We start from the raw sequence: 21,307 nt of genomic DNA, 5'->3' as shown, positions 1-21,307 counted from the left end.
GTCGGGCTGCCAGTGGGGCATCTTCCTGCGCAACCACGACGAGCTGACCCTGGAGATGGTCACCGACGAGGAACGCGACTACATGTGGGCCGAGTACGCGAAGGACCCGCGTATGCGCGCCAACATCGGCATCCGTCGCAGGCTGGCGCCCCTGCTGGACAACGACCGCAACCAGATCGAGCTGTTCACGGCTCTGCTGCTGTCCCTTCCGGGCTCGCCGATCCTCTACTACGGCGACGAGATCGGCATGGGCGACAACATCTGGCTCGGTGACCGGGACGCCGTGCGCACGCCGATGCAGTGGACGCCGGACCGCAACGCGGGCTTCTCGTCGAGCGACCCGGGACGGCTGTTCCTGCCGACGATCATGGACCCGGTCTACGGCTACCAGGTCACCAATGTCGAGGCGTCGATGTCCTCGCCGTCGTCGCTGCTGCACTGGACCCGGCGCATGATCGAGATCCGCAAGCAGAACCTCGCCTTCGGACTCGGCTCGTACACCGAACTCCAGTCGTCGAACCCGGCGGTGATCGCCTTCCTGCGCGAGTACGAGGACGACCTCGTGCTCTGCGTGAACAACTTCTCGCGGTTCGCGCAGCCCACGGAACTCGATCTCAGCCCGTTCACCGGCCGCCATCCGGTCGAGCTGTTCGGCGGGGTGCGATTCCCGGCCATCGGTGATCTGCCGTACTTGCTGACGCTCGGGGGCCACGGCTTCTACTGGTTCCGGCTGCGCAAGGACGCGGCCTGAGAGACCGGCGGGGCGGTTTCCACCGCCCCGCCCGGGGCACGCAGAAGTATCACCCCGACCGTCCGGGGAAAGGACGCGACGTCATGTCGGAAGCCGTCACCCGAAGCACCCTCAGCACTCCGCCCGGCCTCCTCGCGTCACTGGACCCCCTGCTCCGGGACTGGCTGCCACGGCAGCGCTGGTTCGCCGGCAAGGGGCGTCCAGTCACGGGCTTCTCGCTGGTCGCGGCGACGGAACTGCTGCCGCCCGGAGGCAAGCGCGGCCTGTACCACCTGCTGGTCCGCGCCCATCAGCCGCTCACACCGGCACCGGGCGCACCCGAACAGCCCGCCGACTGCTACCAGTTGCTCGTCGGGGACCGCGAGGCGCTGCCGCCGCGGCTGGCACCCGCCCTGATCGGGCATGTCACCGAGGGCCCCCTCGCGGGGCGCACCGTGTACGACGCGCTGTACGACCCGCGCCCCTGCGAACTGCTGCTGGAGGCCCTGCGCACCGGGGCACGCGTCGGCGCCCTGCGCTTCGAACGGGACGCCGGCACCGAGATCCGCTCGGGCCTGGTGCCCCGCCTGGTCACCTCGGAGCAGTCCAACTCTTCCGTCGTGTACGGCGATACGTTCATCCTGAAGCTGCTGCGCCGGGTCGTGCCGGGCGTCAACCCCGACCTGGAGCTGCCGCTGGCGCTGGCCCGCGAGGGCTGCGACCGGGTGCCCGCGCCCTCGGCGTGGATGCGGGCGGAGCTGTCGGGCGAGCCGTATGTTCTGGGGGTGCTCCAGCCGTTCGTGCAGGGCGCGGCGGACGGCTGGGACCTGGCGCTGCGCGGGCTCGCCAAGGGCGAGGAGTTCGCCTCGGCGGCCCGGGCGCTCGGGCGCGCGACCGCCGAGGTGCACATGGCGCTGGCACGGGCCCTGCCGACGGTCACGCTCGGGCACACCCAGGTGCGGCAGCAGGTCGAGGGCATGGCCGCACGGCTCGACGCGGCCGCCCAGGCGGTGCCCGCGTTACGGCCGTACGCGCCCGCCCTGCGATCGGCCTTCGACGCGCTGGCCGATCTCGCAGCCGAGGGGCGCACCTGGACGGCCCAGCGCGTCCACGGCGACCTGCACCTCGGGCAGTGCCTGCGCTCGCCCTCCGGGCAGTGGTGGCTGATCGACTTCGAGGGCGAGCCGTCGAAACCGCTCGCCGAACGGCGGATGCCGCAGCCGCCGGCGCGGGACGTGGCGGGCATGCTGCGCTCCTTCGACTACGCCGCCCACTCCGCCGAGCACCCGGCGCCCGGCTGGGCGAACGCCTGCCGGGCCGCCTACTGCTCCGGGTACGCCGAGGCCGGCGGCGCCGACCCGCGGACCGATCCGGTGCTGCTGCGGGCGTACGAGACCGACAAGGCGATCTACGAGGTCGTCTACGAGGCACGGCACCGGCCCGACTGGCTGCCGGTGCCGATGACGGCGATACGCCGCCTTGCCGCCGACGCCCCGCCCGCACCGCCCTCCACCCCCGTTTCACCCCCTTCGCCGAGGAGGCCCCGCCCGTGACCCCCCGCACCACTCCCTCCAGCGACCCGGACCCGCAGACACCGGCCGGGACGACGGCCGAGCCCACGCCGGCGGATTCCACGCCGGCGGCGAAGAAGGCGACGGCGAAGAGGACGGCGGCGAAGAAGGCCGCACCGGCCGGGAAGGCCAAGCCCGCGAACGCCGTCGAGAAGGCCGTGGAGTCGATGCGGAGGGGGGCGGCCAGGAAGGCCGCACCGGCTGCGGCGGCGGTGAAGAAGACGGCGGCGAAGAAGACCCCGGCCCAGAAGGCGGTGGCGAAGAAGGCCCCCGCCACCAAGACCGCCGCGAAGAAGACCCCGGCCGAGAAGGCCGTCGCGAAGAGGACCGTCACCAAGGAGGCCGCAGCCAAGAAGGCCCCCGCCAAGGCTGCCGCGAGGAAGGTCCCGGCCGCGAAGAGCGTGACCGCCGAGACCCCCGCCAGGAGGGCCCCCGCCACCAAGACCGCCGCGAAGAAGACCTCGGCCGAGAAGGCCGTCGCGAAGAAGGCCGTCGCGAAGAAGGCCGTCGCGAAGAAGGCCGTCGCGAAGAAGGCCGCGGTCAAGAAGACGGCCGGCACCGAGGCCGCGGCCAAGGAGACCGTCGCGAAGAAGACCGTGGCCCGGCAGGCCGGTGCGCGGACGCCCGCCAAGGCCGCCGCGGGCAAGGGCTCCGCCGGACCGGTCCCGTCGGCCGGGGGCGCCACCGGGAAGGCCGGGAGCCGGAAGATCCCCGCCCAGCAGGCCGCGCAGAAGAAGATCCCGGCCCAGCAGGCGGCCGAGGGCAAGCCCGGTCCCGGCACCCCCGCCGGGCCCCCGGCCCAGGTGGCGGTCGCGGGCTCCGCCGCGCTGGACCCCGCCGACCGCGACCGGCTGCTCTCCGGGACGCACCACGACCCGCACTCCGTGCTCGGGGCCCATCCCGTCCCCGGCGGGGTCGCCTTCCGCGCCTTCCGGCCGTTCGCCCTGTCGGTGACGGTCGTCGCCGGCGCCGTGCGGGCCGAACTCCACGACGACGGCGACGGGTTCTTCACGGGACTCCTGCCCCTGCGGGACGCACCGCCGGACTACCGGCTCCACGTGGCGTACGAGGAGACGGTGCACGAGACCGAGGACGCCTACCGCTTCCTGCCCGCGCTCGGCGAGCTCGACCTGCATCTGATCGGTGAGGGCCGGCACGAGGAGCTGTGGAAGGCGCTCGGCGCCCAGCCGATGACCCACCAGGGCGTGACCGGCACCCGCTTCACCGTGTGGGCGCCGAACGCGCGCGGCGTCGCGCTCGCCGGCACCTTCAACTACTGGGACGGCACCGGCTTCCCGCTGCGCTCGCTCGGCGGCACCGGCGTGTGGGAGCTGTTCGTGCCCGGCATCGGCGAGGGCGAGCTGTACAAGTTCGAGATCACCCGGGCCGACGGTTCGAAGACGCTGCGCGCGGACCCGATGGCCCGCCGCACGGAGGCGCCGCCGGACACGTCGTCCATCGTGTGCGCCTCGGCGTACGAGTGGGGCGACGCGGAGTGGCTGGAGCGGCGCGGCACGCCGGCCCCGCACGAGGCGCCGTTCTCGGTGTACGAGGTGCACCTGGCGTCCTGGCGGCCGGGGCTGACGTACCGGCAGCTCGCCGAGCAGCTGCCCGCCTACGTCAAGGACCTCGGCTTCACCCATGTGGAGCTGATGCCGGTCGCCGAGCACCCGTTCGGGGGCTCGTGGGGCTACCAGGTCACCGGGTTCTACGCGCCCACGGCCCGGCTCGGCACGCCCGACGACTTCAAGTACCTCGTGGACCGGCTGCACCAGGCCGGCATCGGGGTGCTGATGGACTGGGTGCCGGCGCACTTCCCGCGCGACGACTGGGCGCTGGCCGAGTTCGACGGGCGCCCGCTGTACGAGCACGAGGACCCGCTGCGCTCCGCCCACCCCGACTGGGGGACGCTGGAGTTCGACTTCGGGCGGACCGAGGTGCGCAACTTCCTGGTCGCGAACGGCGGACCGAGGTGCGCAACTTCCTGGTCGCGAACGCCACGTACTGGTGCGAGGAGTTCCACATCGACGGGCTGCGGGTCGACGCGGTCGCCTCGATGCTGTACCTGGACTACTCGCGCGAGCCCGGCCAGTGGGTGCCGAACGAGCACGGTGGCCGGGAGAACCTGGACGCGGTGGCGTTCCTGCAGGAGATGAACGCGACCGTGTACCGGCGCAACCCGGGGATCGTCACCATCGCGGAGGAGTCGACCGCCTGGGACGGGGTGACCCGTCCGACGCATGTGACCGGGCCGGGCGGCTTCGGCGGGCTGGGCTTCGGGCTGAAGTGGAACATGGGCTGGATGCACGACTCGCTGGAGTACATGACGAAGGAGCCCGTGCACCGCAGGTACCACCACGACGAGATGACGTTCTCGATGGTGTACGCGTACAGCGAGAACTACGTCCTGCCGATCTCGCACGACGAGGTCGTCCACGGCAAGCGGTCCCTGGTGTCGAAGATGCCGGGCGACTGGTGGCAGCAGCGGGCCAACCTGCGGGCCTACCTGGGCTTCATGTGGGCGCACCCCGGCAAGCAACTGCTGTTCATGGGGCAGGAGTTCGCGCAGGGAGCCGAGTGGTCGGAGGCGCACGGCCCGGACTGGTGGCTGCTGGACCCGGCGTACGGGGCGGAGGCGGACCACCGGGGGGTGCGTGACCTGGTGCGCGACCTGAACACGGTGTACCGGCACACGCCGGCGCTGTGGCAGCGGGACACCGACCCGTCCGGCTTCCGGTGGGTGGTGGGGGACGCGGCCGACGACAACGTGTTCGCGTTCCTGCGCTACGACGCCGAGGGTGTGCCGCTGCTGGCGGTGTCGAACATGTCGCCGGTCGTGCGGGACGGGTACCGGTTGGGGGTGCCGGAGGACGTGCCGGCGTGGCATGAGGTGGTGAACACGGATGCGGCCCGGTACGGGGGTGGTGGCGTGGTCAACCCCGACCCGGTGAAGCCGGAGCCGCAGAGCTGGCACGGACGCCCGGCGAGCATCCAGCTGACGCTGCCGCCGCTCGCGACGGTCTGGCTGCGCCCGGCCTAGTCCCCGGGGGCTGCCGCCCCCGGACCCCCGCTTCGGCCCTGGACGGGCCTCGTCCTCAGACGCCGGACGGGCTGACTCACAGCCCGTCCGGCGTTTGAGCGGGGTCTGGGGCGGAGCCCCGGAAGGATGGGACGGGTAGGGGCGGCGGGGGCGAGAAAGATCAGGCCGTCGCCAGTGCCCTCGGCAGGCGACCCGTGTGCAGCACGCCCAGCCGCTGGGTCGCACGCGTCAGCGCCACGTACAGGTCGCTCGTGCCGTACAGCGCCGGCTCGACGACCAGCACCGAGTCGAACTCCAGGCCCTTGGCCTGGCGCGGGTCGAGCAGGACGACGGTACGCGTGAGGTCGGGCTGCTCGCCCGCCGTCACCCCGTCCAGCCGCGCCGTGAGCCTGCGGTGCAGATGGCGGGGCGCGATGACGGCGAGGCGCCCCTCGGCGGGGGTCAGTTCCTTCACCGCGGAGGCCACGGCCCCGGGCAGGTCGTCGGTGGCCCTGATCCAGGGACGCACCCCCGTGGACCGTACGGAGCTCGGCGGTTCGAAGTCCGGGTTCTCCGCCCTGACGACGGCCGCCGCCAGCTCCATGATCTCGGCGGGCGTGCGGTAGTTGACGCCCAGCCGGGTGTGCTCCCAGCGGTCCTCGACGTACGGCTGGAGGATCTGCTCCCAGGAGCCGACGCCCGCCGGTTCCGCGGTCTGCGCCGGGTCCCCGACCAGGGTCATCGACCGCGTGGGGATGCGCCGCATGAGCAGCCGCCAGGCCATCGGGGACAGTTCCTGCGCCTCGTCGACGATGATGTGCCCGAACGCCCAGGTGCGGTCGGCCGCCGCGCGCTCGGCGGCGCTGCGGTGGTCGTCCTCCTCGTGGCGCTCGGCGAACCGCTCGGCGTCGATGATGTCGTGCGCGGAGAGGACCTCGCTGTCCTCCTCGTCCTTGTCCTCGAACTCGTATGTCCGGGACGCGTACGACACGTCCAGCACGCCCTGCGCGTAGGCGATCTGCGTCGCCCGTTCGTGCTCGGCCCGCGCCCGGGCGAGACGGCCGTCCTCGCCGAGCAGTTCGGCGGCCTCGTCGAGCAGCGGTACGTCCGACACGGTCCACGACCGGGTCACGGGCCGCCGGATGGCGGCCGCGTCCTCGTCGGGGAGGTAGCCGACGGGGTCGGCGAGGAAGTCGGCGACCAGGCGCTGCGGGGTGAGCCGCGGCCAGAGCTGGTCGATGGCCGCCCACACCTCCGGGTTCTCGGCGATCTCGTCGCGGATCTGGGTGATGTCGCTGGGGTCGAGGAGGCTGGTGCCGTCGAAGGGGTCGGTGCCGACCCGCTCGGCGTACAGCTCGGTGAGGGTGTTGAGGATGTGCCCCTCGAAGTGCTCGCGGGCCGCGTTGTGCGGCAGCCGGGCGGCGCGGGTCTTCTCGCGGGCGACCTTGACCAGTCCGTCGTCGAGCATGAGGACCTCGCGGTCGTGCTCGATGGCGATGACCGGGTCGGGCAGCGCCTGCCAGTCGCGGACGACCTCGGCGAGGACGTCGGCCATGTCGGCGCGGCCCTTCACGGCCGCCGCCTCCCGGGTGTCGGCCGCGGTGGCCTTCACGCCGGGGAACAGTTCGCCGACGGTGGCCAGCAGCACCCCGGTCTCGCCGAGGGAGGGCAGCACCTCGCCGATGTAGCCGAGGAAGGCGGGGTTGGGGCCGACGATCAGGACGGCCCGCTTGGCGAGGAGCTCGCGGTGCTCGTAGAGGAGGTAGGCGGCGCGGTGCAGGGCGACGGCGGTCTTGCCGGTGCCGGGGCCGCCCTCGACGACGAGGACGCCGCGGTGCGGTGCCCGGATGATCTCGTCCTGCTCGGCCTGGATGGTCTGCACGATGTCGTGCATGCGGCCGGTGCGGGCGGCGTCGAGCGCGGCGAGCAGGACGGCGTCGCCGGTGGGGTCCTCGTGGCCGGTGCGCTCGCGGTCGCCGAGGTCGAGGATCTCGTCGTGCAGGGCGGTGACGGTCCGCCCCTCGGTGGTGATGTGCCGACGGCGCCGCAGCCCCATCGGTGTGTGGCCGGTGGCCAGGTAGAAGGGGCGGGCGACGTCGGCCCGCCAGTCGATCAGGATCGGCGTGCGCTCGGTGTCGTCGGCGCGCAGGCCGATCCGGCCGATGTGGTGGGCCGCGCCCGAGGAGAGGTCGATCCGGCCGAAGCACAGGGAGCCGTCCACCGCGTTCAGCGCGGCGAGCAGCCCCGAGCGTTCGGCGACGAGGATGTCCCGCTCCAGGCGGGCCTGCATGGGCTTGTCGCCCTGGGCGAGCGCGTCCGAGACTCCGGCCTCGGTGTCGCCGCGCAGGGCGTCGACGCGTGCGTACAGGCCGTCCATGAATTCCTGCTCGCGCCGCAATTCACCGTCTTGGAATTCGGTGTTTGACAATTCCGCTCCCGCCCGGATATACTGTGCTCACTGAACTTCTCCGCGCCTTCCTGATTCGAAGTCGCGAACCATTGAATATACGCAGAGAAATCCCCCGAGCGCAATTGCCCGGGGGATTTCTGCTGTACGTGGCGCGGTGGACGCGGTGCGCTCAGAGCACGTCGGCCAGCTCCTGCAGGAGCCGCCGCTTGGCCCGCGCCCCGACCATCGCCTTCACCGGCTCGCCGTCCCGGAACACGATGAAGGTCGGCATGGACAGCACCTTGTAGGCGTTGGTCGTCTCCGGATTGGTGTCCACGTCGAGCTGGACCACCTTCAGCCGCTCCCCCTCCTCCGCGGCCAGCGCGCCGAGCACCGGCCCCATCTGCCGGCACGGCGGGCACCAGTCGGCGGTGAACTCCACCAGCACCGGCAGCTCCGCCCCGATCACCTCCGCCGCGAAGTCCGCGTCCGTCACCTCGGTCACGCCTGCCGCCTTGATCACAGGTCCCGCCCTCCCAGTTCGCACATCGGTGGTTCGCCCTCGGCCAGCGCCAGCCGCAGCCCGATCTTGGTGCGGACGGCCCGCAGCTCGCCGATCAGCGCGTCCAGCTCGTCCAGCTTGCGCCGGTACACCGCGAGCGAAGCCGGACAGGTGTCGCCCTCCGGATGCCCGGCCCGCAGGCACTCCACGAACGGCCTTGTCTCCTCCAGGCCGAACCCGAAGTCCTGCAGCGTCCTGATCTGCCGCAGCAAGCGGAGATCACCCTCGTCGTACACCCGGTGCCCGTTGGGTCCGCGCCGTGCGGACAGCAGCCCGCGCGACTCGTAGTAGCGCAGGGTGCGCGTCGTGGTCCCGGCCCGTGCGGCCAGCTCGCCGATTCGCATGAGGTCGAACGTAGTCCTTGACGCCGACGTCAGGGCAAGGGCACGGTTCTCAGCCTGTGCAGAGCGTGCCGGGTGAGCAGCGTGTCGTAGGCGTGTGGCCCCAGGGCCCGGGTCTGGTCCGCGAGGAGGGCGACGAGGTCTCGTTCGGCACCGGCCGCGTCGCCGGTGCGGCTGCGCCATCGGGCGAGGTCGCGTCGCACTGCGAGCGTGGGTGGAGCGCCGGGTCCCAGGTGGGACGTCAGAAAGGCGATGTACTCCCGGTAGGCCCCGTCGGCCTCCGGGTACACGGCCAGTGCGTCGCGGAGCTCGCGGGCGGCGGCCCGCCGGCCCGCCAGGTCGAGGTCCTGCGCCACGTCGATCGTCCGGAGGAGCCAGTGCCGCAGCCCCTTGCGGGCTCTGTCGACAATGTACTCCTCCACGTGCCCGGCCCCCTGGAGCAGACGCAGGTTCTCCCGCGCCGCCTCCACCGCGCCGATCAGGTCGCCCGCCTCCCCTCGCCAGCGGGCGAGGTGGCTCACCACACTGCTCACCCCCTGCCCTTCAGGGCCCACGATCCTCCGGGTGTCCTCCAGCAGTTCGGTCAGCATGGTGACGGCGACGTCGGCACTCTCGTGCCGCCCTCGCATCCCGGCCAGCTCGAGGCGGACCGTCAGGCATTCGAGGTCGTCCTCGCCCAGCACCTCCGTCATGACCGGGAGCAGGTGCCGCAGCTCCGCGATCGCCCCGGCTGTGTCCCCTGTCGCGTCCCGGGTGCCGGCCGCTCCCCGGCGCGCGGCAAGGGTCTGGGGATGCTTCGCCCCCAGAACCCGCTCCATGTCGGCCAGCAGCGCCCGGTAGAGGGTCAGGGCCTCGTCCGGGTCATCGGCGCGTTCGTATGCCAGGGCGAGACCTTCCCGGGCCGTGAACGTCCTGGGGTGGTCGGGGCCGTGCTTCTGCCGGGCACGATCGACGCGCTGCTGATAACCCGTGAGGTCCTGCCCCGTCGGGTGGGGTGAGTGCCACTGCCAGTGGGCGGCGGCCTGTTCGAGACTGAGGGTGGCCTGGTGGTCCTCACCCAGGACGCGTCGCATCTCGGGCAGCAGCTCCAGGCACTCGGCGACGGCGGCCTGGTAGGCGCCGGTCCTTCCCAGCCACCAGGCCCGATGGGACCGCAGCTCCAGCAGGAACGCCTCGTCCACGGCCAGCCGTCGCGTGTCGGCGATCAGGGCGTCGTACGCGGCGAGCGCGCCCGCGTTGTCACCCGCCTGTCCGGTCCAGTGGGCGAGGCCGTTACGGAGGTTCCAGAGGTCGGGGTGTTCGGGGCCGAGCGATCGCGTGGCCGCCTCGAGCAGGTCGTGGAAGTACTGCCGAGCGGCGACGGCCTGGCCGGCGTGGCCGAGGCTGTGGCCGAACAGATCCAGCACGGGGTAGACCCGCTCGCGGTGCAGCAGATCGCCGGACAGACCGGTCAGCACCGTGGCGTTGGCACGGAGCACCTGTGCGAGCACCGGGTCGGCGTCCATGTCGGGCCAGACCTCGGCCAGCGCGCCGGCCAGACAACGCACCAGGCCGTCCCGCCGTCCCACCGGCAGATCGTCGCGCGTGGCGCGCTGCACCAGCTGGTGGGCGCGGACGCCCAGGTGAGACTCATCGGGCTCGTGGGTGATGAGACTGAGGCGCCGCAGCGCTCGTAAGGTCTGGCGGGCTTCGTGCTCCGTGACCTCCTGGGGCGGCGGGACTGTGCCGGGTGTGACGGCCACGCGGGCGGCGGTCAGGTATGCCAGAGCGGAGGCTGAGGTCAGCACGGCCTCGGGGATGCCGTCCGGCGACAGCAGGGAGACGAGCTGGAGCATGGGTCGGGCGAGTCCGGGCGGCCGGAGTCGGTCGGCACGCTCCACGGACAGGGCCCACACCTTGGCCATCGGGAGGTGGTACGCGTCGGGCAGGGCGTCGTCCTCGGGTGCCAGCTCGGCAAGGGGGACGGTCTGGTCGGCCAGCAGCCGTCGGTACTCGGCGACAGGTATCGAGGCATCGGCCACGTACGCGCCCGCCTGTGCGAGGGCGACCGGCAGATGTCCGAGGTCGGCAGCGAGCCCGGCCAGTTCCTCGTCGGATTCCGCGCGCCTTCTGCCGGCGAGCGAGCGCCGCAGGTAGGCAAGAGCCTCCGGCTCCGTGAACAGCCCCACGGTGACGCGGTGGCGATCCTCGGTGAACAGGGCGGCGTCGGGACGCCGGGTGGTGAGGAGCGTCCGGCCCAGGGCGGTGACCGGTGGCCACAGGCCGTCGAGCGTGGCCGGGTCGGGGACGTCGTCCAGGACGACGAGCCAGCGGCAGGGCGGGGCGGGTGCCGCGGCGAGCCACTCCAGGAAGGCCCGCGCGGCGGCTTCGGGGCCTTCGGTCAGCGCGGACTCGGGGAGCACCGCGCGGGCCGCGCGCGCGTAGCCGGAGATCACGGCGTCACGGCTTGTGGCACCGACCCAGACCAGGAGGTCGAGCGAGCCGGCCTCGAAACGCTGTTGCGCGTAGCGGGCTGCCAACTGGCTCTTGCCCACCCCACCCATACCGTCGAGGATCTGGCAGACGACCGTCGTGCCGTTCTCCTGCACCGTTTCGCGCAGGGCTGCCATGACCTCCCGTTCCTGGAACCAGGCGGCGGTGGGCGGCAGCTCTCCGATCCGCAGCCGCGGTCGGCCGGTCTCACGCGGCGCCACTCCTGCTTCCGTGGGGTGCAGGCCGGTTCGAAGGCGACGGGTCAGCTCGCTCACCCCTTGCGGGGTAAGGGCCGGGACCTCGTAGCGATGCCTTGAGTTCGGCAGCAGGATCGTGGGAATGTCCTCGACGCTTCCACCGGGGAGAACCACGTTGAGGACCCGGTCGGTCCAGTCCTGCTCATGAGTGAAGGCGAACTCGACGATGTGCCGGGCCTCCCACCTCACGCCTCTCCCCTGGCCGGGCTCCTCGGCACCCTCCATTCGCCGCTTGTAGGCAGGCGAGGCGATCACCAGGACGAAGTCCGCGTCAGCGATCTCGCGGGCCGTCTCCGCGGCCCATTCGGGTCCCCGCTCCACGGCCATGGCGTCGAGCCAGACGTCGGCACCGGCGTTCAGAAGCAGTCTGGCCAGTAGGAGCACCGCGCTCTTGTGCTTCTCGTCCTCCCAGGCATAGGAGACGAACACCTGAGGCCGCATTCCGGCGTCGGACACCACCGCACCCCCATCGACCGGTTCCTGGGGAAAGCGTAAGCGTACGGCCGGACGCCCGGCCCCGGTTCAGGCGGGGCCGGGCGTCCGGTGCGAAGGGGCCGGTCAGGGCGGTCACGCCTTCGCGAGCTCCTTCTCGCCGTCCTGTCCCGGCACGCCGGCCGTCGCGGGCTCGCCCTCGGCGCCGTGGTCGTCGAGCAGGGTCGCCTCGTCGAAGGGGATCTCACCGGCGAGGACCTGGTCGACCCGCTCGCGGTCGATCTCCTTCGTCCAGGTGCCGATGAGCACGGTGGCGACGGCGTTGCCCGCGAAGTTCGTCAGGGCGCGGGCCTCGCTCATGAAGCGGTCGATGCCGACGATCAGGCCGATGCCGTCCACCAGGGCCGGCTTGTGCGACTGCAGACCGCCCGCCAGGGTGGCGAGCCCGGCGCCGGTGACACCGGCGGCGCCCTTCGAGGCGACCAGCAGGAACAGCAGCAGCGGGATCTGCTCGCCGATCGACATCGGGGTGCCCATCGCGTCGGCGATGAACAGGGACGCCATGGTCATGTAGATCATGGTGCCGTCGAGGTTGAAGGAGTAGCCGGTCGGGACGGTGATGCCGACGACGGGCTTGCTGACGCCGAGGTGCTCCATCTTCGCGATGAGGCGCGGCAGCGCCGACTCCGAGGACGACGTCGACAGGATCAGCAGGAACTCGCGGCCCAGGTACTTGCAGAGCGTGAAGATGTTGAGTCCGGCGACGATCCGCAGCAGCGCGCCGAGCACGATGAAGACGAACAGGAAGCAGGTGACGTAGAAGCCGAGCATCAGCACGGCGAGGCTCTTGAGCGCGTCCAGTCCGGCGGAGCCCGTGACGGCGGCGATGGCGCCGAAGGCACCGATCGGCGCGGCCCACATCACCATGGCGAGGATGCGGAAGACGAGCCGCTGGATGTGCTGCACCCCGCGCAGGACCGGCTCCCCGGCGGAGCCCATGGCCTGGAGGGCGAAGCCGGCGAGCAGTGCGATCAGCAGGGTCTGCAGGACCGACTCGGAGGTGAAGGCGGAGACGATCGTGGTGGGGATGATGCCGAGCAGGAACTCGGTGGTGTCCTTCGCCTCGGCGTCCACCTGCGCCTGGCCGACGTCCTTGACGGCGTCGGTGACGGCGAGCCCGGAGCCGGGCTCCAGGATGTTGCCGACGACGAGCCCGATGGCGAGGGCCACGAGCGACATCGCCAGGAAGTAGCCCAGCGCGATACCGCCGACCGCGCCGACCTTGGCGGCCTTCCGCACGGAGCCGATGCCCAGCACGATCGTGCAGAAGATGATCGGCGAGATCATCATCTTGATCAGCGCGACGAAGCCCGTCCCGATGGGCTTCAGCTCCACGGCGAAGTCGGGCGCGGCCAGACCCACGGCGATGCCGAGGGCCACCGCGATGATCACCGCGATGTAGAGGTAGTGCGTGCGGTCCCGCTTGGCGACGGGTGCGGCAGGTGCCGTATCGGGGGAACTGGCGGCGGCCACGGCTGCCCTCCTTGACGTCTTCGTCGGTTGACACCGGCGTGCGGCTCACGTCCGGGGTGGGGGTTCGCTGGTGGACGGGCGCGCCCCTGGGGACGGGGGTCGTGTGCAGCGATGCGGCGACTATCTCCCGCCGTGTGAGGGCGGTCACCCTTCCGTTCATTTAGTTCACCGGGAAACGTGCGGGCAGACTGGCGGCATGCGTATCCCCGTCCCGAGACCGCGCAGCCTGGCCGGGCAGCTGTTCGCCATGCAGGCCGTGCTGATCGCGGTGCTGTTCTCCGGGTACGCGGTCTTCACCTACCTCAGCGACCGCGGCCAGGCCGAGGACGCGGCGGGCCGGCAGGCCGCGGCGGTCGCGCAGTCCATCGCCGACGCCCCGTCGACGCGGGACGCCATCCGCACCGAGGACCCGACGTCCGCGCTCCAGCCGTACGCGCTGCGGGTGCAGCGGGACGCCGAGGTCGACTTCGTCACGATCATGAATCCGCGCGGGATCCGCTGGACCCACCCCGACGACCGGCAGATAGGGCAGCACTTCCGCGGGCACACCGAGCGCGCGCTGCGCGGGGAGCCGTTCACGGAGACCTACACCGGGACGCTCGGCCCGTCGGTGCGGGCGGTCGTGCCGATCTACGACCGCGGCACGGGCCGGGAGCACATCGTGGGCCTGGTCAGCGCGGGCATCCGGGTGGAGGAGATCAGCAAGCGGGTGCAGGAGCAGCTGACCGCCCTGATCGGCGGGGCGGCGGGCGCGCTGACGCTGGGCGCGGTCGGCACGTACGTGATCAACGCCCGGCTGCGCCGGCACACCCACGGGATGAACGCCGCCGAGCTGAGCCGGATGCACGACTATCATCAGGCCGCCCTGCACGCGGTGCGGGAGGGGCTGCTGATGCTGGACGGGCAGTTCCGGGTGGCGCTGATCAACGACGGGGGCCGGGAGCTGCTCGGGGTGGGTGACGTGGTGGGCCGGTCCGTCGCGGAGCTGGGGCTGCCGGCGCCGCTGACGGGGGCGCTGCTGGCGTCCGAGCCCCGGGTGGACGAGGTGCACCTGACGGCGGAGCGGGTGCTGGTGGTGAACACCTCCCCGGTCTCCGGCGGCGAGCGGCGCGGCACGGTGGTGACCCTGCGCGACGTGACCGAGCTGCAGTCGCTGATGGGCGAGCTGGACTCGGAGCGGGGCTTCACGCAGGCGCTGCGCTCGCAGGCGCACGAGGCGGCGAACCGGCTGCACACGGTGGTGTCGCTGATCGAGCTGGGGCGGGCCGAGGAGGCGGTGGAGTTCGCCACCGCCGAGCTGGAGCTGGCGCAGGCGCTGACGGACCAGGTGGTGGCGGCGGTGAGCGAGCCGGTGCTGGCGGCCCTGCTGCTCGGCAAGACGGCGCAGGCCAACGAGCGGGGCGTGGAGCTCGTCGTGTCGGAGGACAGCCGGCTCGACGACGGGCTGCTGAGCGACGCGCTGCCCGCCCGGGACCTGGTGACGGTGCTGGGCAATCTGATCGACAACGCCGTGGACGCGGCGCAGGGAAGTGTGGGGGCGCGGGTGACGGTGACGGCGTACGCCGAGGGCGGCGAGCTGGTGCTGCGGGTGACGGACACCGGCACCGGGGTGGACCCCGCCCACGCCGAGGCGGTGTTCCGGCGCGGCTTCTCCACGAAACCGGCGGGTCCGGGCGGGCGGGGCCTGGGCCTCGCGCTGGTCCGGCAGGTCGTGACCCGGCACCAGGGGGAGCTGTCGGTGACGCGGGCCGAGGGCGGCGGGGCGGTGTTCGAGGTGCGGCTGCGCCTGGCGGACGACGGCATCGGGGCGGCCGTACCCGCGCAGCGCGGGTCCCCCGAGGACGCCGTGGCCCTGAGAGGTGACGCATGACGGCGGATGCCGCGCAGCCGATCCGGGTGCTGGTCGTGGAGGACGACCCGGTCGCGGCGGACGCGCACGTGATGTACGTCGGCCGGGTGCCGGGGTTCGTCGCGGTCGGCAAGGCGCACACGGGTGCGGAGGCACGCCGGGCGCTGGAGCGCACGCCGGTCGATCTGCTGCTGCTCGATCTGCATCTGCCGGATGTGCACGGGTTGCAGCTGGCCCGGTCGCTGCGGGCCGCCGGGCATCACGCGGACGTGATCGCGGTGACGTCGGCCCGGGATCTGGCGGTGGTCCGCGAGGGCGTGTCGCTGGGTGTCGTGCAGTACGTGCTGAAGCCGTTCACCTTCGCGACGCTGCGCGACCGGCTGGTGCGGTACGCGGAGTTCCACGCGGCTGTGGGCGAGGCGAGCGGCCAGGACGAGGTGGACCGGGCGCTCGGCGCCCTGCGGGCTCCGGGCCCGGCCGCGCTCCCGAAGGGCCTGAGCGGTCCGACGCTGGAGCGGGTGACCGGCGCGGTGCGGGACGCGGGCGGGGGGCTGACGGCGGCCGGGGTCGCCGAGGCCGTCGGGATCTCCCGGATCACGGCCCGCCGGTATCTGGAGCACCTGGTGGACGCGGGACGGGCCGCACGCGAGCCGGTGTACGGGCAGGTGGGGCGGCCGGAGCTGGTGTACCGGTGGGTCCCGGGTCCCAAGGGCCGTTGAGGGCGTCCCCTCACGATCTCCTCAAGCGCTTTCCCCCGCACATGCATTGACCTGACTAGACCATTCCTCTTAGGTTCACCGGGCAGCCGTCCAGCGCCACAACGTCGTGCGCCCGCAGGAGGTCATGCCCGTGCGCCCCACCGCCGCCCTCCCCCCGCTCCTCGCCGCAGCCCTCGCCGCCGTCACGCTCACCGCGTGCGGCGGCGGTTCCGGCAGCGACCCGGACACCGTGAAGGTCTCCTTCAAGCAGTCCACGGACAACTCCGTGAAGGTGATGGACACCTATCTCGCGGACATCAAGAAGCAGTTCGAGAAGGCGAACCCCGGCAAGAAGGTCGAGTTCGTCCCCATCAAGGCCCCGGACTCGGAGTACTACACCAAGCTCCAGCAGATGCTCCGCTCCCCCAAGACCGCGCCCGACCTGGTCTACGAGGACACCTTCCTCATCAACTCGGACATCACCAGCGGGTACTTGAAGCCGCTCGACCCGTATCTCGCGAAGTGGCGGGACTGGGACCAGTTCATCGACACCGCGAAGGCCGCCGCCAAGGGCGAGGACGGCAGGACGTACGGCGTCCCGGACGGCACCGACACCCGGGGCCTGTGGTTCGACAAGGGCGTCTTCGCCAAGGCGGGCCTCCCGTCCGACTGGCAGCCGAAGACCTGGGACGACGTGCTCGACGCGGCCCGCACCATCAAGAAGAAGGTTCCCGGCGTCACACCCCTCAACGTCTACACCGGCAAGCCCGCCGGCGAGGCCGCCACCATGCAGGGGTTCGAGATGCTGCTGTACGGCACGGGCGACGGCACCGCGGACCCCCTCTACGACAAGGCGTCCAGGAAGTGGATCGCCGGCGGAAAGGGCTTCCGTGACGCCCTCGCGTTCGTGGAGACGGTCTACAAGGAGAAGCTGGGACCGGACGTCTCGGACGCCCTCGACCCCAACTTCGGCACCCGGGTGCGCGGTGAGCTGCTGCCCGAGGGCAAGCTCGGCATCGACCTCGACGGCTCCTGGCTGCCGCAGGACTGGCTGGAGGGCAGCGGGCACGAGTGGCCGGAGTGGTCCGAGAAGCTGGGCCTCGCCCACATGCCCACGCAGAACGGGCAGGCGCCGGGCAAGGTGAGCATGTCCGGCGGCTGGACGTGGGCGATCCCCGCCAAGGCGGGCAACCCCGACCTCGCCTTCGAGTTCGTGAAGACCATGCAGACCAAGGCGAACGCGCAGAAGTGGTACATCGCCAACTCGGGCATCTCGGTGCGCGAGGACGTCGCCGCCGACCCGGCGTACGTCGACGCCCAGCCGGGCATCAAGTTCTTCACCGACCTGGTGGCCTCGACCCACTACCGGCCCGCCTACCCGGCGTACCCGAAGGTCTCCACCGCGATCCAGGAGGCGATGGAGGGCGTGACGACGGGTGACGTGTCGGTGGAGGACGCGGCGAAGGCGTACGACGAGGAGCTGAAGTCGGCGACGGACGGCCAGGTGATCGAGAAGTGAGCCGGCGCCCATGAAGACCGCCACCGACCCCGGCCTCGCGAAGGGGCCGGGTCCGGCCGCCGTGCCGCCCGCGCGGAGCACCCGGCCGCGCCGCGTCCCGCTGCTGCGGGTGCTGCCGCTGACCCCGGCGGTCGTCCTGCTGCTGCTCTTCCTGGCCGGACCGATCGCGTACTGCGCCTACATCGCCTTCACCGACCTCCAGCTCACCGGGCAGGCCGAGGACTCGTTCGTCGGCTTCGAGAACTTCACCACCGCCTTCGGCGACGACGCGTTCCTGAACGCCGTGTGGCTCACCCTCGTCTTCACGGTGATCTCGGCGCTGGTCGGCCAGAACACCCTGGGGCTGGCGCTGGCGGCGCTGATGCAGCGCGCCTCGAAGCCGGTGCGCACGCTGGTCGGCGGCATCGTCATCACGGCATGGGTGCTGCCGGAGGTCGTCGCCGGCTTCCTGCTGTACGCCTTCTTCCGCCGCGAGGGCACCCTGAACGCGGTCCTGGACTGGCTGCATCTGCCCACCCAGAACTGGCTGTTCACCCTGCCGATCCTGGCGGTGTCCTTCGCGAACGTCTGGCGGGGCACGGCCTTCTCGATGCTGGTGTACTCGGCGGCCCTCAACGAGATCCCGAAGGAGATCACCGAGGCCGCGGAGGTCGACGGCGCCGGCGGATGGCGCCGGCTGTGGCACATCACCCTGCCGATGATCCGGCGTTCCATCGGCACGAACCTGATGCTGATCACGTTGCAGACGCTGTCCGTGTTCGGGCTGATCTGGGTGATGACCCGGGGCGGTCCGGGCGGCCGCAGCCAGACGCTGCCACTGTTCATGTACGAGGAGGCGTTCCAGAAGAGCATGATCGGCTACGGCACCGCGGTCGCCCTGCTGCTGCTCGTGGTGGGCTCGCTGTTCTCGGTGGTCTATCTGCGTCTGCTGCGAACGGAGGTCTGAGCCATGCCGCGCACGCTCTCGTCCCGCAGGTCCTCGCACCGGCTCGCCGCGGACGCCGGACTGCTGGTGGTGGCCGCCGCGTTCGTGCTTCCGCTGGCCTGGGTGGTGCTGTCCGCCCTGGACCCGCACGCCGACCTGCGGGTGAAGCTCCCCGACGGCCTCACCCTGGACAACTTCGACGCCGTCATGACCCCGGACATCACCTTCACCCCGCTGCTGAACAGCCTGCTGCTGTGCGGCGGCGGGACACTGCTGACGGTGGCGTGCGCGGCGCTGGCCGCCTATCCGCTGTCGCGGTTCCGGTCCCGTCTCAACCGGCCGTTCCTGCTGACGGTCCTGTTCGCGACGAGCCTGCCGATCACCGCGATCATGGTGCCGGTGTACGCGCTGTTCGTGCAGGTGAACCTGATCGACACCATGGAAGGCACGATCTTCTTCTTCGCCGCGTCCCAACTGCCCTTCGCCATCTGGCTGATGAAGAACTTCATGGACGGGGTGCCGAAGGAGCTGGAGGAGGCGGCCTGGACGGACGGCGCGTCGTCGCTCCAGTCCCTCGTGCGGATCGTGCTGCCGCTGATGGGGCCGGGCGTGGCGGTGGTGACCGTGTTCTCGTTCGTCATGATGTGGGGGAACTTCTTCGTCCCGTTCATGCTGCTGCTCACCCCGGACCAGATGCCGGCGGCGGTGAGCATCAACGAGTTCTTCGGCAACCGGGGCACGGTGGTCTACGGACAGCTGGCCGCGTTCTCGATCCTCTATTCGACCCCGGTGATCCTGCTGTACGTGCTGGTGGCGCGCCGGCTGGGCGGCGGGTTCGCGCTGGGCGGGGCGGTCAAGGGGTAGCGGGCGGGGCGGGCGTCGGATTCGAGCCGCCGCCCCGGGCGGTGCGGGCGGCCCGCCGTACGGGGGCGGGCCGTACTCCTCTTCGAGTGCCGGGCGTGCGCGCGGGCACGGCGGACGCGCGCCACCACCGGGACCGGGGGCGCTCAGGGGGGCGAATATGCCGCCTGAGCTTGCCGTTCATCGGGCCGGAGGACCCGGCGGGCCGAGCGGGGCCCCGCCGCACGGGGTGCCACCGGGGGCGGCACCGTCACCCTCCAGAGAACGAACCCGCCGGTAGCCGTATCTTCGTACGATCCGTGATCCTGGCTGAACAGACCGTAGTCACCGCATACCGGCCGTCCTACGGTGTGGGCCGTGCGCCGACCGCAAGCTCAGCCGAACCAGCCGCCCCGCCGTTCCAGCCTCCGCAATCCCCCCACCCCGCCCTTCGACGCCCCGGCCGCCCGCCGCCTCAGAGCCGGCCTGAACATGGGGCCCGAGCACGTCGCCTACGGGATACGGGTCTCCTACGGCCTCCCCCATGTCTCCGGGGACCTCGTCCTCGCGTGGGAACGTGAACTCGTCGCCCCGGACAACGCCGAACTCACCGCCCTCGCGGGCGTCCTGTGGTGCTCGCCGGGCGAACTGCTCGGCAAGCCGCGGACCTTGCGCGAGCACCGCGTCGCCCGGGGCCTCGCGCCCGAGGACGTGGCCCGTGCCGTCGGACACGACCTGCGCGCGTATCTGCGGATGGAGGAGCACGACGACTGGCGGGGCACCGACCGCCAGTCCGCCGCCCTCGCCGAGATGCTCGGGCTGACGCTCCCGGACTTCATCACCGTCACGGGCCGCGACGGACGCCTGGCCGACCTGCTGCGCAGCGCCGTGACGACACGCTGGCAGGCGTACGTCCGCCCCGTGGCCGCGATGGCGCCGCTGGACCGGCGGCTGATCCAGGACGCGCTGCGCGAGCTGCACCAGGAGTACCAGGGGCAGATGACCGCCACCCTCAGCTGGGGCGCGGGCAGCGGGGACCACAGCGCGACGGGCCGCGCGTTCCTGGACGGGATCGTGGAGCGCTTCTGGGACGCGGTGCGGGGCGGTACCCCCTGACGCCGGGCCACGTCTTCTAGAAGACGGACTCCGCCTCGTCCATGCGGTCCTTGGGGACCGTCTTCAGCTCGGTGACGGCCTCCGCGAGCGGGACCATCACGATGTCCGTGCCCCGCAGGGCCGTCATCCTGCCGAACTCGCCGCGGTGCGCGGCCTCCACGGCGTGCCAGCCGAAGCGGGTGGCGAGGACGCGGTCGTACGCGGTGGGCACGCCGCCGCGCTGGACGTGGCCGAGGATGACCGGCTTGGCCTCCTTGCCGAGGCGGCGCTCCAGCTCGAAGGCGAGGGCGGTGCCGATGCCCTGGAAGCGCTCGTGGCCGAACTGGTCGATCTCGCCCTTGCCGTAGTCCATGCTGCCGTCGGCGGGGTGGGCACCCTCGGCGACGCAGATCACGGCGAACTTCTTGCCGCGGGCGAAGCGCTCCTCGACCATCTTGACGAGGTCGGCGGGGTCGAACGGGCGCTCCGGGAGGCAGATGCCGTGCGCGCCGGCGGCCATGCCGGACTCCAGGGCGATCCAGCCCGCGTGCCGGCCCATGACCTCGACGACCATGACGCGCTGGTGGGACTCGGCCGTGGTCTTCAGGCGGTCCATGGCCTCGGTGGCGACGCCGACGGCGGTGTCGAAGCCGAAGGTGCGGTCCGTCGAGGAGATGTCGTTGTCGATCGTCTTGGGGACGCCGACCACCGGCAGTCCCGCGTCCGACAGCATGCGGGCGGCCGTCAGGGTGCCCTCGCCGCCGATCGGGATGAGCGCGTCGATGCCGAAGTCACGGGCGATGTCCGGGGCGTTCTCGCACGCCTCCCGGAGCCGGGTGCGCTCCAGCCGGGAGGAGCCCAGGATGGTGCCGCCGCGGGCGAGGATGCCGCTGACCGCGTCCAGGTCGAGGCTGCGGTAGTGGCCGTCGAGCAGGCCCGCGAAGCCGTCCTCGAAGCCGATCACCTCGTCGCCGTACTGGGTCACGGCCCGGTGCACGACCGACCGGATCACGGCGTTCAGGCCGGGGCAGTCGCCGCCTGCGGTGAGAACTCCGATGCGCATCGTGCTGTGTCT

Annotated in this window: 14 protein-coding genes and 1 pseudogene; 9 read left to right on the top strand and 6 right to left on the bottom strand. The window is 71.9% G+C overall.

Annotated features, from left to right (window positions below):
• From ADL34_RS13140 to glgB, 3 genes and pseudogenes are all read left to right on the top strand, one after another.
• Window positions 1-751: alpha-glucosidase C-terminal domain-containing protein (locus ADL34_RS13140; RefSeq protein ID WP_199835564.1), on the top strand; the 751-nt coding region annotated here is incomplete at its 5' end.
• An 83-nt stretch (window positions 752-834) separates the two neighbouring features.
• On the top strand, window positions 835-2,283 hold the full coding sequence (locus ADL34_RS13135; RefSeq protein ID WP_062667802.1) for a maltokinase N-terminal cap-like domain-containing protein: 1,449 nt from the start codon (window positions 835-837) through the stop codon (window positions 2,281-2,283).
• Between the two features lie 185 nt (window positions 2,284-2,468).
• Window positions 2,469-5,341: pseudogene (glgB, locus tag ADL34_RS13130) on the top strand (1,4-alpha-glucan branching enzyme).
• Window positions 5,342-5,501: 160 nt separating this feature from the next.
• Here the strand turns inward: glgB and ADL34_RS13125 are convergent.
• The 5 genes from ADL34_RS13125 to ADL34_RS13105 all read right to left on the bottom strand — a co-directional run bounded on the left by ADL34_RS13125 (window position 5,502) and on the right by ADL34_RS13105 (window position 13,306).
• Window positions 5,502-7,697, bottom strand: a complete 2,196-nt coding sequence (locus ADL34_RS13125) for a HelD family protein (protein WP_234375004.1) — start codon at window positions 7,695-7,697, stop codon at window positions 5,502-5,504.
• Between the two features lie 202 nt (window positions 7,698-7,899).
• Window positions 7,900-8,214, bottom strand: a complete 315-nt coding sequence (locus ADL34_RS13120; RefSeq protein ID WP_062667810.1) for a thioredoxin family protein — start codon at window positions 8,212-8,214, stop codon at window positions 7,900-7,902.
• A gap of 14 nt (window positions 8,215-8,228) precedes the next feature.
• Window positions 8,229-8,615 carry a MerR family transcriptional regulator gene (locus ADL34_RS13115; protein WP_062667800.1) on the bottom strand — a complete coding sequence of 129 codons (387 nt, stop codon included), beginning with the start codon at window positions 8,613-8,615 and terminating at the stop codon, window positions 8,229-8,231.
• Between the two features lie 29 nt (window positions 8,616-8,644).
• On the bottom strand, window positions 8,645-11,797 hold the full coding sequence (locus ADL34_RS13110; RefSeq protein ID WP_159038919.1) for a tetratricopeptide repeat protein: 3,153 nt from the start codon (window positions 11,795-11,797) through the stop codon (window positions 8,645-8,647).
• A gap of 111 nt (window positions 11,798-11,908) precedes the next feature.
• Window positions 11,909-13,306 carry a cation:dicarboxylate symporter family transporter gene (locus tag ADL34_RS13105; RefSeq protein WP_062667797.1) on the bottom strand — a complete coding sequence of 466 codons (1,398 nt, stop codon included), beginning with the start codon at window positions 13,304-13,306 and terminating at the stop codon, window positions 11,909-11,911.
• A gap of 196 nt (window positions 13,307-13,502) precedes the next feature.
• Here ADL34_RS13105 and ADL34_RS13100 point away from each other — a divergent pair, with 196 nt between their 5' ends.
• The 6 genes from ADL34_RS13100 (at window position 13,503) to ADL34_RS13075 (ending at window position 20,253) form a co-directional block, all read left to right on the top strand.
• Window positions 13,503-15,176 carry a sensor histidine kinase gene (locus ADL34_RS13100; protein WP_062667796.1) on the top strand — a complete coding sequence of 558 codons (1,674 nt, stop codon included), beginning with the start codon at window positions 13,503-13,505 and terminating at the stop codon, window positions 15,174-15,176.
• On the top strand, window positions 15,173-15,874 hold the full coding sequence (locus ADL34_RS13095; protein ID WP_062667795.1) for a response regulator: 702 nt from the start codon (window positions 15,173-15,175) through the stop codon (window positions 15,872-15,874). The genes ADL34_RS13100 and ADL34_RS13095 overlap by 4 nt, the downstream gene beginning before the upstream one ends.
• 124 nt (window positions 15,875-15,998) lie before the next feature.
• Window positions 15,999-17,372, top strand: a complete 1,374-nt coding sequence (locus ADL34_RS13090; protein WP_107115615.1) for an extracellular solute-binding protein — start codon at window positions 15,999-16,001, stop codon at window positions 17,370-17,372.
• Window positions 17,373-17,382: 10 nt separating this feature from the next.
• Window positions 17,383-18,318, top strand: a complete 936-nt coding sequence (locus ADL34_RS13085; protein WP_199835563.1) for a carbohydrate ABC transporter permease — start codon at window positions 17,383-17,385, stop codon at window positions 18,316-18,318.
• 3 nt (window positions 18,319-18,321) lie between these two features.
• Entirely contained in the window at window positions 18,322-19,161 is an 840-nt protein-coding gene (locus ADL34_RS13080) for a carbohydrate ABC transporter permease (protein WP_062667793.1), read from the top strand.
• A gap of 354 nt (window positions 19,162-19,515) precedes the next feature.
• A complete protein-coding gene (locus tag ADL34_RS13075; protein WP_062667806.1) occupies window positions 19,516-20,253 on the top strand; it encodes a helix-turn-helix domain-containing protein in 738 nt (245 codons plus the stop codon).
• 16 nt (window positions 20,254-20,269) lie between these two features.
• On the opposite strand, the gene ADL34_RS13070 is transcribed toward ADL34_RS13075, so the two are convergent.
• Window positions 20,270-21,295, bottom strand: coding sequence for an ATP-dependent 6-phosphofructokinase (locus ADL34_RS13070; RefSeq protein ID WP_062667791.1), 1,026 nt, complete (start codon window positions 21,293-21,295; stop codon window positions 20,270-20,272).
• Between the last annotated feature and the right edge of the window lie 12 nt (window positions 21,296-21,307).

Origin of the sequence: Streptomyces sp. NRRL WC-3605 (assembly GCF_001509795.1) — a bacterium.
Lineage (GTDB): Bacteria > Actinomycetota > Actinomycetes > Streptomycetales > Streptomycetaceae > Streptomyces > Streptomyces viridochromogenes.
The sequence above is the reverse complement of the archived record's forward strand: the minus strand, read 5'-3'. Positions and strand labels throughout refer to the sequence as shown.

Coding starts and splice junctions, on each gene's coding strand:
- ADL34_RS13135 (WP_062667802.1), top strand. CDS start 835: ATGTCGGAAGCCGTCACCCGAAGCACCCTCAGCACTCCGCCCGGCCTC.
- ADL34_RS13125 (WP_234375004.1), bottom strand. CDS start 7,697: ATGGACGGCCTGTACGCACGCGTCGACGCCCTGCGCGGCGACACCGAG.
- ADL34_RS13095 (WP_062667795.1), top strand. CDS start 15,173: ATGACGGCGGATGCCGCGCAGCCGATCCGGGTGCTGGTCGTGGAGGAC.
- ADL34_RS13115 (WP_062667800.1), bottom strand. CDS start 8,615: ATGCGAATCGGCGAGCTGGCCGCACGGGCCGGGACCACGACGCGCACC.
- ADL34_RS13085 (WP_199835563.1), top strand. CDS start 17,383: ATGAAGACCGCCACCGACCCCGGCCTCGCGAAGGGGCCGGGTCCGGCC.
- ADL34_RS13070 (WP_062667791.1), bottom strand. CDS start 21,295: ATGCGCATCGGAGTTCTCACCGCAGGCGGCGACTGCCCCGGCCTGAAC.
- ADL34_RS13080 (WP_062667793.1), top strand. CDS start 18,322: ATGCCGCGCACGCTCTCGTCCCGCAGGTCCTCGCACCGGCTCGCCGCG.
- ADL34_RS13090 (WP_107115615.1), top strand. CDS start 15,999: ATGCCCGTGCGCCCCACCGCCGCCCTCCCCCCGCTCCTCGCCGCAGCC.
- ADL34_RS13100 (WP_062667796.1), top strand. CDS start 13,503: ATGCGTATCCCCGTCCCGAGACCGCGCAGCCTGGCCGGGCAGCTGTTC.